Genomic DNA, 16669 nt, shown 5'->3' on the forward strand with positions numbered 1-16669 from the left:
TTTTTTGCTATTCAGAGTAACGCTTTCTTATTCCGGGGATAAAAGTCGATATGGTTCAGACTTTTAATGCATAGATATTGTCCACATACTCAATCAGGATGATAATAAATATTAACTAAATTGTTAAAAGTATGAACGTCATGGACTCGACCTATACCATCATCATTGCTGATGACCACCCTCTCTTTCGCAACGCCCTGTTTCAGTCAGTTCATATGGCGATCAGTGGTGCGAACCTGCTTGAGGCCGATTCTCTCGATGCCTTACTGACTCTGCTAAAGAAGGAAGACGAGCCGGATCTATTACTGCTCGATCTGAAAATGCCGGGTGCAAACGGCATGTCAGGCTTAATTCAACTTCGCGCTGAATACCCAGATCTACCGATTGTGGTGGTCTCTGCCAGTGAAGATGCCAGCGTGGTCACTCAGGTGAAGAGCCACGGTGCCTTTGGCTTTATTCCTAAGTCGAGTGATATGCGTGAGTTGGTGAGTGCACTGAATCAAGTGCTGAATGGCGACCCGTTCTTCCCTGAAGGGCTTATCACCAATAATGCAGCGTGTAGCGACCTTGCAGAAAAGATTTCCACACTGACGCCTCAGCAATACAAGGTATTAGGGATGCTTTCTGACGGCTTGCTTAACAAGCAAATCGCGTATGAGTTGAATGTTTCGGAAGCGACCATCAAAGCACATATGACGGCCATCTTCCGTAAACTGGATGTGAAAAATCGTACTCAAGCGGTTATCTTGCTACAAGAAGTCCACAATTAAGCTTCACTGATATCCTCTTCTAAAGTCGTCTTAGGTAAACATAAGCCCAACCTGACGACTTTATGATCATCTATCTCTGCAACTACCCAAGTGATGTCATGCCACTCAAAGCTATCGCCCAATACAGAGTGTGCGCCAAGCTCTTGAGCAACCAATTGTTTTAGCGTCATTTCTCGCTCTTCTTCCGAGCCAAGTTCAATACCATAACAATCACTCACTGCCGCAACTGATAGTTCAACATCCAAGAAGAAGTCACCAAAGAATCGTGCCGCTTCTTCTGCTAGAGGCGCCTCACTGAACAACGAACTTAAGCTGTCCAAATCTTTGTCTTGACCAAGCACGCATAAGATATCGTTCGCTTCCAACACAGTGCTGCCCGATGGGTGGAGCATGGCATCTTGTCGAAACAATGCTGTAATACGCGTCCCTTCTGGCATAGATAAACGCTTAAGCGGCTCGCCGACACACCACTTCTCGTCTTTCAATTTGTAGACAAACATCTCCCACTCACTGGTCGGATAAATCTCCATACCAGTACGAGAAATCGGCGTTGGCGTCGGTGGTAAAGTCACTTGAGCGAGTCTTGCAACTTTCATCAAGCTACCGCCTTGAACAATCAGCGAAACCATAACCACGAAGAAGGCGATATTGAAATACAGCTGAGCATTAGGCAGGCCAGCCATCATCGGGAATACCGCTAAGATGATTGGTACTGCACCACGCAAACCTACCCAAGAAACAAACCAGCGTTCTTTGGTGGTAAAGCTTCTGAACGGCAGTAAACCCAACCAAACCGACAGCGGACGAGCAAACAAAATCATACCGAAAGCCAGTGCTAGCGCAGGCAGAGCAATGTCCATCAGCGTTGATGGCGTCACCAATAAACCCAACACCAAGAACATCACGATCTGGCTTAGCCACGTCATGCCATCAAGAACATTAAGAATAGAGTGTCGAGAGCGCGTCGGACGATTACCAATGAACAGGCCTACAAGGTAGATCGATAAGATACCGCTGCCGCCTAGCATGTTAGAGAACGCAAATAGCGCCACACCACCGCTGAGTACCAAAATAGAGTAAAGGCCATCAGCCAGTTGTACTCGATTGATGAGACTCCATAGAAGCCAGCCGCCACCGATGCCAACAAGGGTGCCGATACCAAACTGCATCGCGAAACTTTTCAGTAGGAAGTTCATCCCCATTTCAGCATCAGGCGTGCCCAGCAGCGCAATTAAGGTTACCGTCAGGAACACCGCCATAGGGTCGTTGGTACCGGATTCAATTTCTAGGGTTGAGCCAACACGCTCATTGAGGCTCTGCCCTTTCAGCAGAGAAAATACCGCAGCCGCATCGGTCGAGCCGACAATCGCGCCAACCAAGATACCCTGCATCAATGATAAGTCGAACAGCCACGCGGCCATCAAACCAGTAAGAGTCGCGGTACATGCCACGCCTATTGTCGCGAGCGAGAGCGACGGCCAAAAAGCGACCTTAAAACTCGCCACCTTGGTTCGCATACCGCCATCCAGCAGGATCACAGCAAGGGCAAGGTTACTCACCAAGTAAGTGAGTGAATAATCATCGAAATTGATGCCACCGGGTCCGTCTTCACCGGCTAACATGCCAACGAAAAGGAAGATCAAAAGAATAGGAACGCCCAAGCGAGAGGACACTTGCGAAAAAAGCACACTGATAGCGATGAGCACCGCACCAGTTAAAAATAAGTGGTTAATAGTTATTGCGTCCAATTCGTCCCCCCAAAGAATAAAACCCGAGCTTTAAGCATGTTGATCTTCTGCCGTTAAGCAAGGCACGGTCGGTAAAAGTGCCGCTGATACTATAACAAACTTATGTTTCGCTTCGTGTCATATGCAGGACTAAATACCGTTTCTCGGTCATTTAGTTGTTAAATTTTATGACTCGCATACTAATTCATGCGTTTTTGTTAGACCTTAGGCTAATTTAACAACATTGTAACATCACATTTTTCTATGGTTATGTCTTCCAACTCCCATATTTCAGTGGATTAGCGCTAATCGCGTCCCGACTAAAGTTGCACAGATCCCTTTACTTATCCTTGCTACATTCTAAATCGTAACATTACGTTAACACAGCCATTTACAAAAACGGTTTCTACGAAAACGGAATAAAGGAGAAGGCAATGGCGTTCGAATCTACGGAACATGCTCAAGCCTACTGGAAGGAAAACTTGGGAATTATGGGAACACTGCTCGCGGTCTGGTTTGCGGTGTCTTACGGCGCTGGCATCTTATTTGTGGATGCCCTCAATACCGTTCAGTTTGGCGGGTTCAAGCTAGGATTTTGGTTCGCTCAGCAAGGTTCGATATACACCTTCGTGGCGCTGATATTTATTTACGTTGTCCGCATGAATGCGCTCGACAAAAAATACAACGTACAGGAAGACTAGAGGCTAGAACATGGATATTCAAACTTGGACGTTTATTCTCGTCGGTATTACTTTCGCGGTATATATCGGTATCGCAATCTGGGCTCGTGCAGGGTCTACTAGTGAGTTCTACGTTGCTGGCGGTGGTGTACACCCAGTAGCAAACGGCATGGCGACCGCCGCTGACTGGATGTCGGCAGCATCATTCATCTCAATGGCAGGTATCATCTCATTCGTTGGTTATGACGGTGCGGTTTACCTAATGGGTTGGACAGGTGGTTATGTACTACTTGCACTGTGTTTAGCACCTTACCTACGTAAGTTCGGTCAGTTTACGGTTCCTGATTTCATCGGTGAGCGTTACTACTCGAAAACAGCCCGTATGGTAGCGGTATTCTGTGCAATCTTCGTATCGTTTACGTACGTTGCAGGCCAGATGCGTGGTGTGGGCGTTGTATTCTCTCGTTTCCTAGAAGTTGATATTAACCTAGGCATCATCATTGGTATGGGTATTGTGTTCTTCTACGCAGTACTGGGTGGCATGAAAGGCATCACTTATACGCAGGTAGCTCAATTCTGTGTCCTCATTTTCGCCTTCCTTGTTCCAGCAATCTTTACCTCAATCATGATGACAGGTAACCCACTTCCACAAGTTGGTATGGGCTCTACGCTATCAGGCACAGATGTTTACCTTCTTGATAAACTGGATGGACTGACCGAAGAACTCGGATTTACCGCCTATACCGAAGGTAACAAGAGCATGGTAGATGTATTCTTCATCTGTGCGGCTCTAATGGTCGGTACTGCGGGTCTTCCACACGTAATCATTCGTTTCTTCACGGTACCAAAAGTACGTGATGCTCGTATCTCAGCGGGTTGGGCACTACTGTTCATCTCACTGCTATACACAACAGCACCAGGTGTTGCAGCATTCGCTCGTGTAAACATGATCGAAACAATCAACGGCCCTGACATGCAAGGTGTCGCAGCAGCAGACGCACCAAGCTGGTACAAAAACTGGGAAAGCACTGGCCTAGTAGGTTGGGAAGATAAGAACGGCGATGGCAAAATGTTCTACTCGGGCGATGAGCGCAACGAGATGAAGATTAACCGTGACATCATCGTACTGGCTTCTCCAGAGCTAGCGAAACTACCAAACTGGGTTGTAGCACTGCTTGCAGCCGGTGGCCTAGCAGCCGCACTATCAACAGCCGCGGGTCTACTATTGGTAATCTCAACGTCGATTTCACATGACTTGTTGAAGAAAGGCTTCAGACCAAACATGACCGACAAGCAGGAGCTCTTAGCCGCTCGTCTGGCAGCTATGGTCGCGATTGTCGGTGCTGGTTACTTGGGTATTAACCCACCAGGCTTTGTAGCACAGGTAGTAGCGTTTGCCTTCGGCTTAGCCGCAGCATCCTTCTTCCCAGCGATTATCCTAGGTATCTTCTACAAGAAGATGAACAAGGAAGGCGCAATTGCAGGTATGTTGTCAGGTATTGCCTTCACAGCAAGCTACATCATCTACTTCAAGTTCATTAACCCAGCAGCAAGCACACCTGAAAACTGGTGGTTTGGTATCAGCCCAGAAGGCATCGGTACGCTAGGTATGTGTCTAAACTTCGTAGTATCGATTGCAGTGAACAAAGTGACCGCTGAAGTTCCTGAAGATGTACAAGAGATGGTTGAGAACATCCGTTACCCGAAAGGTGCAGGTGAAGCTCACGACCACTAAGCACAACCACTAACAAAGATGTTTAGCAAAAAATGAATCAGTGCTTACATTGTAGGGATTAGGTACTGACTCCAGAAAGCCGATACTTCGTGTATCGGCTTTTTCTTTTTCTGCTCACTTTATAAAAAGAGAAACAAAGGGTTGTTTTTAGAATCCCACTTGATAATAATTATCATTAACATCAAGTAAAGAGATGCAGATGATGAAAGAGCAGCAGGTTCTCTATTCGAGGTTTTACAAAGCACAGGATCGCTTTGCTTCATTAGAACAAGTTCAAGGCCATGAGCCGTTTGTAATTCGAGAGTATATCGAGTGTGCACTCACGCTTTCGGCTTACTATGAAAAGCATGCCGCTCAAGAAAACATCTTGTTGTGCGAGCTGTATCTACGCCAAGTTTTCTTTCATTTGATTGAAGCGATTGAGTCTCCTGAGCGCAGTTTCGCCTTTCGTCATATCTGCCTAGACTCTATTCACTCACCACTATTTTATTTGAAACGCCACTACTGCCAGCAACCTCAAGGCCAAGCGCGTTTTTTGAATCTCAGCCAAACACTACAACAAGTCCAAGCCCCACTTGGCTAACAAGGATAGAACATGACCCTACAATTTCGGATTGAAAAAGACAGCATGGGCGAAGTTAAAGTCCCTGCCGATGCGCTATACCAAGCACAAACTCAGCGTGCAGCGGATAACTTCGCGTTTAGCTCGCACAAGATGCCGACCAGTTTTATTCAAGCACTGGCGTTAATTAAACAGGCGGCGGCAGATACCAATGCTCAGTTAGGTCTACTAGAAGGTGATATTGCCAACGCGATAGCCGAAGCCAGCCAAGAGATCATTGAGGGTAAACACCTCGACCAATTTCCGATCGATGTCTACCAAACCGGTTCTGGCACCAGCTCCAACATGAATGCCAACGAAGTGATTGCTACGCTTGCTTCAAGAAGCTTGCAAGGCGACGTGAATCCCAATGATCACGTCAACATGGGCCAAAGCAGTAACGATGTGGTGCCAACCGCAATTCAAGTAAGCGTTGCTTTGATGGCTGAAAATAAGCTATTACCTGCACTAAATCACCTTGCGGAAGCACTCACTATCAAACAGCAGGAACTTGCGGAGGTCGTGAAGACAGGTCGCACCCATCTAATGGATGCGATGCCAATGACCTTTGCTCAAGAGCTAGGTGGTTGGAAATTTCAGATAGAACACGCTAAGCAAGCAATAGAGAACACCCTGCCCGCTATCAAGGCTTTAGCTCAAGGTGGCACTGCGGTTGGAACAGGGATCAATGCTGACCCACGCTTTGCCGATAAATTTGCGAGTAACCTGTCTCAATCGACAAAGATCAGTTTTAGCTCGAGTGAAAACTTCTTTTTTAACCTCAGCAGTCAAGACGCGATCGTTGCGCTCTCTGGTCAGCTCAAAACTGCAGCAGTTGCGATCATGAAGATCTCAAACGATCTTCGCTGGATGAACTCTGGTCCGTTGGCTGGCTTAGGGGAAATTGAATTACAGGCGCTACAACCAGGCTCATCTATCATGCCTGGAAAAGTAAACCCTGTAATTCCAGAAGCAGCGGCTATGGCGGCGGCGCAAGTCATTGGCAACGACACCACCATTACCGTAGCTGGACAATCAGGTAACTTCCAACTGAATGTGATGCTGCCAGTGATTGCTCATAACGTTCTAGAAAGCATTGGGCTGTTGGCAAATAGCTCAGTCGCTTTAGCGGACAAAGCCATCGCGACCTTCACGGTACGCCAAGACAATCTTGATTTGGCACTGTCAAAGAACCCAATTCTAGTGACCGCACTTAACCCTGTGATTGGCTACTTAAAGGCGGCTGATATTGCCAAGAAAGCTTATAAAGAAGGCCTACCAATTCTGGATGTAGCAGAAAGAGAAACCGATCTTAGCCGAGAAGAGCTCAGCAAGCTGCTTGATCCAACCACACTGACACAGGGTGGCATTGCGGGTTAGTTATTGAATTAACAAGCGAATAGTCATCCACAGAAACAAAAAAGGCCTCACCTGAGGCCTTTTTAATCTCTAAGAGTTAATTAAACTAACTCACCCGATTCAAGACCGCTCTTAACTTGAGTGGCTTCACTGGCTTGGCAATAAAGCTAAAGCTGTTGGCCTTTATCGCTGCCAACATGTCATCGGTTCTATCGGCACTGATGATGACCCCTTCAAAAGAATCTCCAAGGCGCAAGCGACACTGCTGTAATACTTCGAGACCCGTTCTGCCATTATCCAAACGGTAATCTGAGAAAATGACATCTGGCAGCCAACCTTCATCTAGGCACTGCAAACTTTCGACCAGATCAACCGCCGTCTTAACCTCACAGCCCCAGCGGCCAATCAGGTTTTCCATGCCGACTAAGATTTCTCGTTCATTGTCGACACACAATATCTTCAGATGTTCGATGTCACTGGTCGCCATTGGCGTCGAAGCTTGCACAACTGGAGCCACTTTTTCCGCTCGAGCTAAGGTGATAGAAAAGACACTGCCTTGGCCCGGCCATGAGCGCATCGAAATTTGATGGCCAAGCACATGAGCAATACCTTTCGAGATAGCCAGCCCTAACCCCAATCCTTGATCGGCTCGCACTTGGCTGCCACGAGTAAACTCTTCAAAGATCTCTTGTTGCTTGTCTTCATCGATACCGGTTCCGTTATCCCACACATCGATTCGAACCTGTCCATTCACTCTTCTCGCACCCAGTACCACTTTCCCTTCCGGGTTATAGCGGAACGCATTGGTCAAAAAGTTCTGAATCACACGCCTTAACAGCTTAGGGTCAGAGTGAATGAACAATGACGATGGAATCATCTTAAACTCAATTTTCTGTTGTCTCGCTAAGGCACTAAATTCCGCATTTAAGTTGGTTAGCACATCGTGCACGGCAATCGCGTGAATGTTGGTTTCTAACTTTCCGGACTCCAATCGAGAGATATCCAACAAGTCACCAATCAAATCTTCTGCGGCGCCAAGTGCACTCTCGATGTGAGATGATAATTGCTTCACCTCTTGCTCTTTTGCTACCTCAGAAAGTGACGAAGCAAATAGACGTGCGGCATTGAGTGGCTGCATCAAATCGTGGCTTACCGCGGCTAGAAAACGACTCTTAGATTGTGATTCTTGGTCAGAGATTTGCGTCGCCTTTACCAAGCGATGGTTAAGCTTCTCGAGTTCTTGAGTTCGTTCATGAACTCTCGATTCCAAGCTTTCGTTAGCATCTTTTAGCGCTTGCTCTGCTTGTCTGAATACCGTGATATCGGTAAAGCTCATCACAAAGCCACCACTTGGCATTGGGTTACCTTGCACCTCAATTACTCGGCCATCAGGACGAATACGAGAAGAGGTGTGTCGAGTGCCTTGCTCAAGGTGATAAACACGGCGACGAACGTGATCTTCTGGGTCACCCGGACCACACAAACCCTGTTCGGCATTATGGCGAATCACATCGGAAATGGGTCGCCCAACCTGAATCAAACCCGCAGGAAATTCAAACAGCTCTAAGTAACGTTGATTCCACGCCACCAGCCTCATTTGTTTATCTATTACTGCGATGCCTTGGCCAATATGTTCAATCGCTCCTTGCAGTAAACCACGGCTGAAGTCGTACAGTTCCGAAGCTTCATCCACGATGGTCGCGACTTCTTCAAGCTGCATGTTTCTTCCCTGCAAAGCGGAAGTAAGTACTAACTTAGCAGACGAAGCACCGAAGACACCGGCGAGCACGCGCTCTGCGTGTCGAATCAGACTTGCAGGTGCTTGTTGATTAGGAAGCAGCGGCTGCCCGTGTTGTTGCCAATAGCTGTGTAAGGCACTTTTCGCACGCTTACGGCCCACAAAACGCGACGCCAGCATCTCTAATTCAGCAACTGTCACGCGATTCTGATAAAGGCTGATATTCTCGTTCTCAGGCAGTGGCGTACCAACAAATGCCGCCGATTGTAAGCGCTCACTTAGGCTTGGTCTGGTCGACATCGAAACCACGGCATAGCACAAGGTATTGAGCACAATACTCAGCACAATTCCCCAGTTTGAACTGCTGATATCCCAACTGCTGAGCAACTCTGGTGGCGTGATAATCCACAGTAAAAGGTTACTTTCACTGTCGCCTGCCAACATGCTGGTTTGGCTCATTAGGGTGATAAGCCAAATCAACGAGCCAACCATTAGACCGACATACACACCCTTGCGGTTACCCGGGCGCCAGTACAAACCACCGATAAGTGCGGGCGCGAATTGAGCAATCGCAGCAAAGGAAAGAAAGCCAATCGCTGACAGTGAATGAATGGTATCGAGCGCCTGATAAAACAGCCAAGCACCCAGTAACAGCAGTAAAATTAACCCGCGGCGAATCACCAATAGCAGGCCAGAAAAATGTCGATGGGTCCTTTGGGTTAGGCGCATACGGCGCAGCAACAGTGGCATCACTAAATCGTTCGACACCATGATCGCCAAGGCGATGGTCGACACTATCACCATGCCACTTGCCGCAGACGTACCACCAAGGAAAGCCAGCAAAGCAATGTGATTAGCGCCTTCTGCCATTGGCACGCTGATCACGTAGGTATCCGCTGGCATGCCAGTAAGTAGCCCTTGTCCAGCCCAAGCAATTGGCAGCACGAACAGTCCCATCAAAATCAGGTAAAGCGGAAACAACCAGCGAGCGGTATGCAGGTCTTGAGGACGTTCGTTCTCTACCACCATGGTATGGAACTGGCGTGGCAAACAGACAATCGCCAACATGGTCAAAACGGTATGAATAATTAAGGTCGGAATATTCGGTGATTCGTAGGTGGAAGCCGCTACATCAAGCAGGTCGATTTTGTCGCTGCTCATCGCCAGATACATGATGAACAGGCCAACGATCAAGAATGCCGCGAGCTTAACAATGGATTCAAACGCCACCGCCATCATCATGCCACGGTGATGCTCCGTATTATCAATGTGTCTTGTACCAAACAGCATGGTAAAAATAGCCAAAGCACCGACCACGAACCAAGAGACGTGATAGTCCTGATAACCAAAGTCAGCCGCTAGGTTGGGCGCAACAATATCCAACCCCATGGTAATACCGCGCAGTTGCAGAGCAATATAGGGAAGGATACCGACCACGGCGATAACCGTCACCGCCACCGCTAAGCCCTGAGATTTTCCATAACGAGCCGCGATAAAGTCGGCAATGGAAGTGATGTGCTCCCGCTTCGCAATCAGGATCAGTCGCGCCAAGATCCGCCAGCCTAGTGTAAAGACCAGAATCGGGGCGAGGTAAATGGGTAAAAAGGACCAAGGGTTATTACTCGCCTGCCCGACCGTTCCATAGAAGGTCCACGAGGTACAATACACCGCAATTGAAAGGCTATAGATCCACGGGCGCCAACGAGATAGCCAACGAACCTGCCTGTCTCCATACCAAGCGATCAGAAATAACACGCCCAAATAGGCTAAAGAGACTGGAATTACTATCCATCCTTGCATTGAAAACCCTTTTCTCATCTATAAAAAAACCTCTCCATAAGGGAGAGGTTTCATTTAACTAAGGATGGGTGATTAACTCAATCGCATCGCTTAAATTCTGTGCTTTAGACTCTAATTATCAGCATTTGCTGTGAGATTCTGACTGTTCCGAATCTGATTGATTAATCTCAACCACTGAACTTCTTTCATCCAACTTAATGAACAGAGCAAGTGCACCCATTGCAGCCATACCCCAGAAGATATTTGCGCCCCAAAGCTCATAACCCCAACCACTTAAGGTAGTCATTAATGCAATAAAGGCACCTAATGGAATCGCGTTATACAGGGCTTGTAGCGCAACCATCTTGTTTTGTTCTTCAGATTGGATGTATTGAATCGCGGCGATGTGTGCCATCGCAAAGGTCACACCGTGCAGTAGCTGTACCATAACCAGAGCGAAAATCGCAGTGGTTGATGCGGTAATACCCCAACGCGCCATCACCCCAATAGCTGCGACAACAAACAAAGTACGCAGTGACCAGCCTGAGAATAATCGCTTACTCAGAGCAAATACTGCCACCTCAGCAACAACACCTAGGCTCCACAAGTAACCGATAATCGCTTCTGAGTGACCCGCTTCTTTCCAATAAATCGCACTAAAACTGTAGTAAGCCGCATGACTACCTTGCAGCAGCGCCATCAAGGCTAAAAATTTCACCACTGACGACTCACGCAGCAGTTCACCTAGTTTTGGTCGCGCCGCTTGTTGCTCAGATTGCGTTACTGACATCACGTTAGGATTTCTCATCGCCAGAATCAATGACAACAACACGCCCGCAAGTGCAGTATACAAAATCATGTCGGTGCCAAATTGTGCCACCAAATAGCCAACAACCGTTGAGCCTGCGATAAAGGCAATTGAACCCCAAAGGCGAGTTCGGCCGTAGTCGAGCATTTTCAAACGACTGTAATGGTTAGCCATCGCATCAGAAAGAGGAATGATCGGTCCACAACAGAGGTTAAACAGTACCGTTGCCAACAACATCAGTATAAAGCTGCCACCGGTGAAGAAGTGGAAACCGACAAACAGCAGCGCAGCGAAACTCAAACAGCGTAGCGCTGGCATCAAGTGTTCCACTTTATGGATACGCGGCGTAATCACTAGGTTAGCCACACAACGAGTCGCAAAGCCGATACCAATCAATACGCCAATATCACCAGCAGACACGCCTTGGTCTTCAAACCACAACGCCCAAAATGGCAAATACACGCCATACGCAAAAAAGAAACCAAGAAAATACTGAGAGATCCAGCCATAGGGTGAAGGGCTAAACATAAATGACCTATAAAGTGTGCGGAAAAAGGCAGCACCAATTATGCCTATCTCGCATACGATGAAAAAGGGAATTATTACTGGGATAGTATTCCCATATTCAATGGGTCTGAATATCGCATTTCAACAAGAGATTTCACGCTCATTAATCCCCATACTCGCATTTAGACTAAAGTCGTCTGGAGCTTCGCTGGTATTTTGTCAGACTGATTAAAGACTCCCATTTCTTCTTGTGATGCTTATGCCTGACAAATTTAATATGCAGCACCCGCCCTTCGATAGCCTGTCCGACGCCGAACAGTTGAAGCTTCGCTCTTCATTAGACGTGGTGTATTACCGCTCTCAAGAAGTGATACTGGAAGCTCAAAGGCCGAGCCGACACCTGCATATTTTGATCAAAGGGGCTGTTGAAGAGCGCGCGAGCAGTGATGGCGAGATTTACGCACACTATGCCAATGACGATATTTTTGATGTCCGCAGCCAGTTTGAACCTCACACCAAACACCAATATATCGCACTCGAAGATACATTAAGTTATCTGCTGCCCACCGATATTTTTCTTGAGCTTTACCACGCCAATGGCCAATTCGCTGCCTACTTTGATAGTAACCTATCAACACGAAAAGCTTTGATAGAAGCCGCCCAGCAGCAACAGAATCTTGCCGAGTTTATATTGACCAAAGTGGATGACTCTATCTACCACCCACCACTGATACTTGAACCAAATAAACCGATCAACCAAGTCACTCAAACCCTTAAAGAACAAGGGTTAGACTCGGCTCTAGTTCATTTAGAACATGATGATCCAAAAGCTTTTGGATCATCATGTTCCTTACTGTATGGAATCGTCACTCGAACCAATTTATTGCATGCTGTGATGCTCGATAATTTCCCACTGGATGCGCCTGTTGGTGAGATCGCAACGTTTCCGGTGATGCACGTGAACCAAGGCGATTTCTTATTTAACGCCATGATTACCATGACCAGAAATAGAGTAAAAAGGTTGATGGTTTGTGATGGTAAAAATGCGGTCGGCATGGTGGATATGACACAGATCCTCAGTGCATTCTCCACACACTCCCACGTTCTTACTTTGCGTATTGCGCGCGCCACCAGCGTTGAAGAATTGGCAATGGCATCCAACAAACAACGTCAACTGGTCGAGAGCTTGCTCAGTAATGGGATTCGCACACGCTTTATCATGGAGCTGATTTCTGCGGTCAACGAACAGATCATAGAGAAGGCTTTTGAGTTGGTGATCCCACCGGCACTGCATAATCATTGCTGCCTAATCGTGTTGGGGTCCGAAGGCCGCGGGGAACAAATTCTCAAAACCGATCAAGACAACGCGCTAATAATTCAAGATGGTTTGGAGTGGCATCAATGCCAAAGTGCCATGAACGACCTCACTCATACCCTTCAACAATTGGGTTACCCACTGTGTCCGGGCAACGTGATGGTCAACAATCCGAAATGGGTGCATTCAGAACAAGAGTGGAAACAAACCCTCACCCGTTGGGTAAAAAAAGCCACGCCAGACACCGTGATGGATATCGCGATCATGGCAGATGCACACGCAGTGGCGGGGAATAGAGAGTTATTAAAACCAGTCAAACAGCACCTCAGTGATTTGATGCTCGGACAAGAATTGATTCTGACGGAGTTCTGCCGCCCTGCCCTTAACTTCTCAGTTCCCCTGACCCTGTTTGGTAATGTGAAGCAATCCAAGTCAGGGCTCGATATCAAACAAGGCGGTATTTTCCCTATCGTGCATGGTGTGAGAGCGCTTTGCCTAGAGCATGGTGTCACCGTAAACAATACCTTCGAGCGCATTGAACAACTGGTCAGCAAGAAGGTGTTAGAGCAAAGCACCGCCGACAACCTTAGTGAAGCACTCAAGCAATTCTTTAAGTGGCGCTTAGCCCAAAGGCTTTCTCAGCAGCACAGCAGCAACAAGATTAACGTCAAACTGATGGAGCGAGCAGACAGGGATCTGCTTCGTCATAGCCTGCACGTAGTAAAGAAATTCAAGCAATGGCTCGGCTACCACTATCAGATACGGGATTAGGCGATTGAACGATGAATAGGTTGGTTCGCTATTACTGGCATCACAAGCTCAAAGGCTCTCTCTATCAGCCTCTGTTTACTGCGCCTATTGATCATGAATATGTATCGCTCGATTGTGAAACCACCAGCCTAGACCCCAATCAGGCTGAATTAGTCACCATTGCCGCGACCAAGATCATCGGTAACCGAATCATTACCAGCCAACCTTTTGAAGTCCGATTGCGCGCCCCTCAATCGCTCGATTGCAATTCAATAAAAATCCACCGCATTCGTCATCAAGATCTAAAGCACGGCATCGAAGAAAAACAGGCTTTAATCGAGCTACTGAACTTCATTGGAAATCGTCCTTTAGTCGGCTATCACATCCGCTATGATAAAAAAATTCTCGACCGCGCCTGTTTAAAACAGCTTGGATTTCCACTGCCTAACCGATTAGTCGAAGTGAGCCAACTCTACCAAGACAAACTCGAAAGACAGCTGCCCAATGCCTATTTTGATCTCAGCATGGACGCCATCTGTCGCCAGCTCGATTTACCTATCCCGGTCAATAAACATGATGCATTACAAGACGCTATCTCCGCTGCGCTGATCTTTGTGCGCCTGAAACATGGTGACCTGCCCCGTTTCAACTCTTCTTATTCTTAATTCAACCACTGGCGCTTCACATAGAGAGCAACATCTCAAAAATGAACTTAACTCGCTATTTTGTAAGTGAAAAGCAGCGTCTCATCCTAAAGTCTAATTGTGGAAATCGCCGTCCTAGCCGAGAGTGATAACACACAGACGGTTCTGTAATAGACCTAGAAACTGAACACAAAGGAAGTTGCCAGTTCATTAGGAATGTAGGCACAAGGAGAGATGCAATGAGTGAAGCCCACGTTTATCCGGTAAAAGAAAATATTAAATCAACCACACACGCGGATAATGACACTTACCTAGCCATGTACCAGCAATCTGTTTCTGACCCTGAAGGCTTTTGGGGTGAACACGGAAAAATCGTTGATTGGATCAAACCTTTCACACAGGTCAAAAACACCTCTTTCGATCCTGGCCACATTGATATTCGCTGGTTTGAAGATGGCACGCTTAACGTTTCGGCTAACTGTATCGACCGCCACCTTGCTGAGCGCGGTGATGAAGTCGCTATCATCTGGGAAGGCGATGACCCGGCTGATGACAAAACTCTAACTTTTAATGAACTACACAAAGAAGTGTGCCTGTTTTCAAATGCTCTAAAAGAGCAAGGCGTGCGCAAAGGTGATGTGGTTTGTTTATACATGCCAATGGTGCCAGAAGCGGCAGTAGCCATGCTGGCATGTACCCGTATTGGTGCGGTTCACACAGTCGTATTTGGTGGTTTCTCACCAGAAGCACTGTCTGGTCGTATTATCGATTCAAATTCTAAAGTCGTTATCACTGCCGATGAAGGCGTGCGTGGCGGCCGCGCGGTTCCATTGAAAAAGAATGTCGACGAAGCACTGACGAACCCTGAAGTGAAAAACATCGAGAAGGTTGTTGTATTCAAACGCACTGGCGGTGATGTGGCATGGCACGAACATCGCGATGTGTGGTGGCATGATGCTATTGCTAATGTATCTGCAGATTGCCCACCAGAAGAGATGAACGCAGAAGATCCACTATTCATCCTTTATACGTCAGGCTCAACAGGTAAACCGAAAGGCGTTATGCACACTACAGGTGGCTACCTTGTTTATGCAGCGATGACATTCAAATACGTGTTCGATTACCAAGAAGGCGAGACTTTCTGGTGTACAGCCGATGTGGGTTGGATTACTGGCCACACATACCTTGTTTACGGGCCGCTTGCTAATGGCGCAAAAACGATTCTGTTTGAAGGCGTGCCAAATTACCCGAACACCAGCCGTATGAGTGAAGTGGTCGATAAGCACCAAGTTAATATTCTTTATACTGCGCCAACGGCTATTCGTGCATTGATGGCGAAAGGAAATGAAGCCGTTGAAGGTACTTCTCGTGACAGCCTAAGAATCATGGGCTCAGTGGGTGAACCTATCAACCCAGAGGCGTGGGAGTGGTATTACAAAACAATCGGTAATGAGCAGTCTCCAATTGTTGATACATGGTGGCAAACAGAAACTGGCGGTATCTTGATTGCACCGCTACCAGGCGCAACAGACCTAAAACCGGGCTCTGCAACTCGTCCATTCTTCGGTGTGCAACCGGCGCTGGTTGATAACATGGGTAACATCATTGAGGGTGCAACAGACGGCAACCTAGTGATTCTTGACTCTTGGCCAGGCCAAATGCGTACCGTTCATGGCGATCATGACCGCTTCGAACAGACTTACTTCTCGACCTTTAAAGGCATGTACTTCACCAGTGACGGCGCTCGTCGCGATGAAGACGGTTACTACTGGATTACGGGTCGTGTCGATGACGTGCTTAACGTATCAGGTCACCGTATGGGGACAGCTGAGATTGAATCGGCTCTAGTCGCGTTCGATAAGATTGCTGAGGCTGCGATTGTGGGCATCCCTCATGATATTAAAGGCCAAGCGATTTACGCTTACATCACGCTAAATGATGGTGAGTTCCCAACTGCAGAGCTTCATAAAGAAGTGAAAGACTGGGTACGTAAAGAGATTGGCCCAATTGCAACGCCAGATGTACTGCACTGGACCGACTCTCTACCAAAAACTCGTTCGGGTAAAATCATGCGTCGTATCCTGCGTAAAATCGCGACTGGCGATACAGGTAACCTAGGTGATACCTCGACACTGGCCGACCCAAGCGTGGTTGATAAGCTGATTGCCGAGAAAGCAGAACTGGCATAAGCAACCAGTCACAGCAGCTAATCACTGTTTAAAACAGCAATTTCTAAACCGTCACCTATGTGGCGGT

At 47.4% G+C, this 16669-nt stretch carries 11 protein-coding genes; 8 read left to right on the top strand and 3 right to left on the bottom strand.

Annotation, left to right across the window (positions count from 1 at the left end; all coding sequences use genetic code 11):
- Positions 1-140 precede the first annotated feature (140 nt).
- Positions 141-770 carry a response regulator transcription factor gene (locus MSG35_RS20390; RefSeq protein WP_048605445.1) on the top strand — a complete coding sequence of 210 codons (630 nt, stop codon included), beginning with the start codon at positions 141-143 and terminating at the stop codon, positions 768-770.
- Here the strand turns inward: MSG35_RS20390 and MSG35_RS20395 are convergent.
- Positions 767-2518 (bottom strand): potassium/proton antiporter, encoded by a 1752-nt coding sequence (locus MSG35_RS20395; protein ID WP_048612387.1) that lies wholly within the window; start codon positions 2516-2518, stop codon positions 767-769. The genes MSG35_RS20390 and MSG35_RS20395 overlap by 4 nt on opposite strands.
- Positions 2519-2931: 413 nt before the next feature.
- On the opposite strand from MSG35_RS20395, the gene MSG35_RS20400 reads away from it, so the two are divergent.
- The 4 genes from MSG35_RS20400 to MSG35_RS20415 all read left to right on the top strand — a co-directional run bounded on the left by MSG35_RS20400 (position 2932) and on the right by MSG35_RS20415 (position 6893).
- Complete coding sequence (locus tag MSG35_RS20400) at positions 2932-3198, top strand: DUF4212 domain-containing protein (RefSeq protein WP_010435433.1); 267 nt, start codon at positions 2932-2934, stop codon at positions 3196-3198.
- Positions 3199-3208: 10 nt separating this feature from the next.
- Positions 3209-4912 carry a sodium:solute symporter family protein gene (locus MSG35_RS20405; protein ID WP_065677172.1) on the top strand — a complete coding sequence of 568 codons (1704 nt, stop codon included), beginning with the start codon at positions 3209-3211 and terminating at the stop codon, positions 4910-4912.
- 199 nt (positions 4913-5111) lie between these two features.
- Positions 5112-5495 carry a hypothetical protein gene (locus MSG35_RS20410; RefSeq protein WP_009844699.1) on the top strand — a complete coding sequence of 128 codons (384 nt, stop codon included), beginning with the start codon at positions 5112-5114 and terminating at the stop codon, positions 5493-5495.
- A gap of 12 nt (positions 5496-5507) precedes the next feature.
- Positions 5508-6893 carry a class II fumarate hydratase gene (locus tag MSG35_RS20415; protein ID WP_248384898.1) on the top strand — a complete coding sequence of 462 codons (1386 nt, stop codon included), beginning with the start codon at positions 5508-5510 and terminating at the stop codon, positions 6891-6893.
- 85 nt (positions 6894-6978) lie between these two features.
- Here MSG35_RS20415 and MSG35_RS20420 read toward each other — a convergent pair whose 3' ends face one another.
- A complete protein-coding gene (locus MSG35_RS20420) occupies positions 6979-10410 on the bottom strand; it encodes a PAS domain-containing hybrid sensor histidine kinase/response regulator (RefSeq protein WP_248384899.1) in 3432 nt (1143 codons plus the stop codon).
- A 118-nt stretch (positions 10411-10528) separates the two neighbouring features.
- Positions 10529-11725, bottom strand: coding sequence for a 3-phenylpropionate MFS transporter (locus tag MSG35_RS20425; protein WP_248384900.1), 1197 nt, complete (start codon positions 11723-11725; stop codon positions 10529-10531).
- A gap of 232 nt (positions 11726-11957) precedes the next feature.
- On the opposite strand from MSG35_RS20425, the gene MSG35_RS20430 reads away from it, so the two are divergent.
- From MSG35_RS20430 to acs, 3 genes are all read left to right on the top strand, one after another.
- The gene (locus tag MSG35_RS20430) at positions 11958-13790 is read left to right on the top strand and encodes a DUF294 nucleotidyltransferase-like domain-containing protein (protein ID WP_248384906.1); all 1833 of its coding nucleotides are present in this window, start codon (positions 11958-11960) and stop codon (positions 13788-13790) included.
- Positions 13791-13801: 11 nt separating this feature from the next.
- Positions 13802-14434, top strand: coding sequence for a 3'-5' exonuclease (locus tag MSG35_RS20435; RefSeq protein ID WP_017062708.1), 633 nt, complete (start codon positions 13802-13804; stop codon positions 14432-14434).
- Between the two features lie 218 nt (positions 14435-14652).
- The gene (gene acs, locus MSG35_RS20440) at positions 14653-16602 is read left to right on the top strand and encodes an acetate--CoA ligase (protein WP_009844693.1); all 1950 of its coding nucleotides are present in this window, start codon (positions 14653-14655) and stop codon (positions 16600-16602) included.
- Positions 16603-16669: the final 67 nt, after the last annotated feature.

The organism is Vibrio sp. 1CM23M (genome assembly GCF_023161755.1).
GTDB lineage: Bacteria > Pseudomonadota > Gammaproteobacteria > Enterobacterales > Vibrionaceae > Vibrio > Vibrio coralliirubri.

Excerpts from the sequence above, each read along its gene's own strand:
- MSG35_RS20420 (WP_248384899.1), bottom strand. The coding sequence starts at position 10,410 with ATGCAAGGATGGATAGTAATTCCAGTCTCTTTAGCCTATTTGGGCGTG.
- MSG35_RS20415 (WP_248384898.1), top strand. The coding sequence starts at position 5,508 with ATGACCCTACAATTTCGGATTGAAAAAGACAGCATGGGCGAAGTTAAA.
- acs (WP_009844693.1), top strand. The coding sequence starts at position 14,653 with ATGAGTGAAGCCCACGTTTATCCGGTAAAAGAAAATATTAAATCAACC.
- MSG35_RS20435 (WP_017062708.1), top strand. The coding sequence starts at position 13,802 with ATGAATAGGTTGGTTCGCTATTACTGGCATCACAAGCTCAAAGGCTCT.
- MSG35_RS20410 (WP_009844699.1), top strand. The coding sequence starts at position 5,112 with ATGATGAAAGAGCAGCAGGTTCTCTATTCGAGGTTTTACAAAGCACAG.
- MSG35_RS20430 (WP_248384906.1), top strand. The coding sequence starts at position 11,958 with ATGCTTATGCCTGACAAATTTAATATGCAGCACCCGCCCTTCGATAGC.
- MSG35_RS20425 (WP_248384900.1), bottom strand. The coding sequence starts at position 11,725 with ATGTTTAGCCCTTCACCCTATGGCTGGATCTCTCAGTATTTTCTTGGT.
- MSG35_RS20400 (WP_010435433.1), top strand. The coding sequence starts at position 2,932 with ATGGCGTTCGAATCTACGGAACATGCTCAAGCCTACTGGAAGGAAAAC.
- MSG35_RS20405 (WP_065677172.1), top strand. The coding sequence starts at position 3,209 with ATGGATATTCAAACTTGGACGTTTATTCTCGTCGGTATTACTTTCGCG.
- MSG35_RS20390 (WP_048605445.1), top strand. The coding sequence starts at position 141 with ATGGACTCGACCTATACCATCATCATTGCTGATGACCACCCTCTCTTT.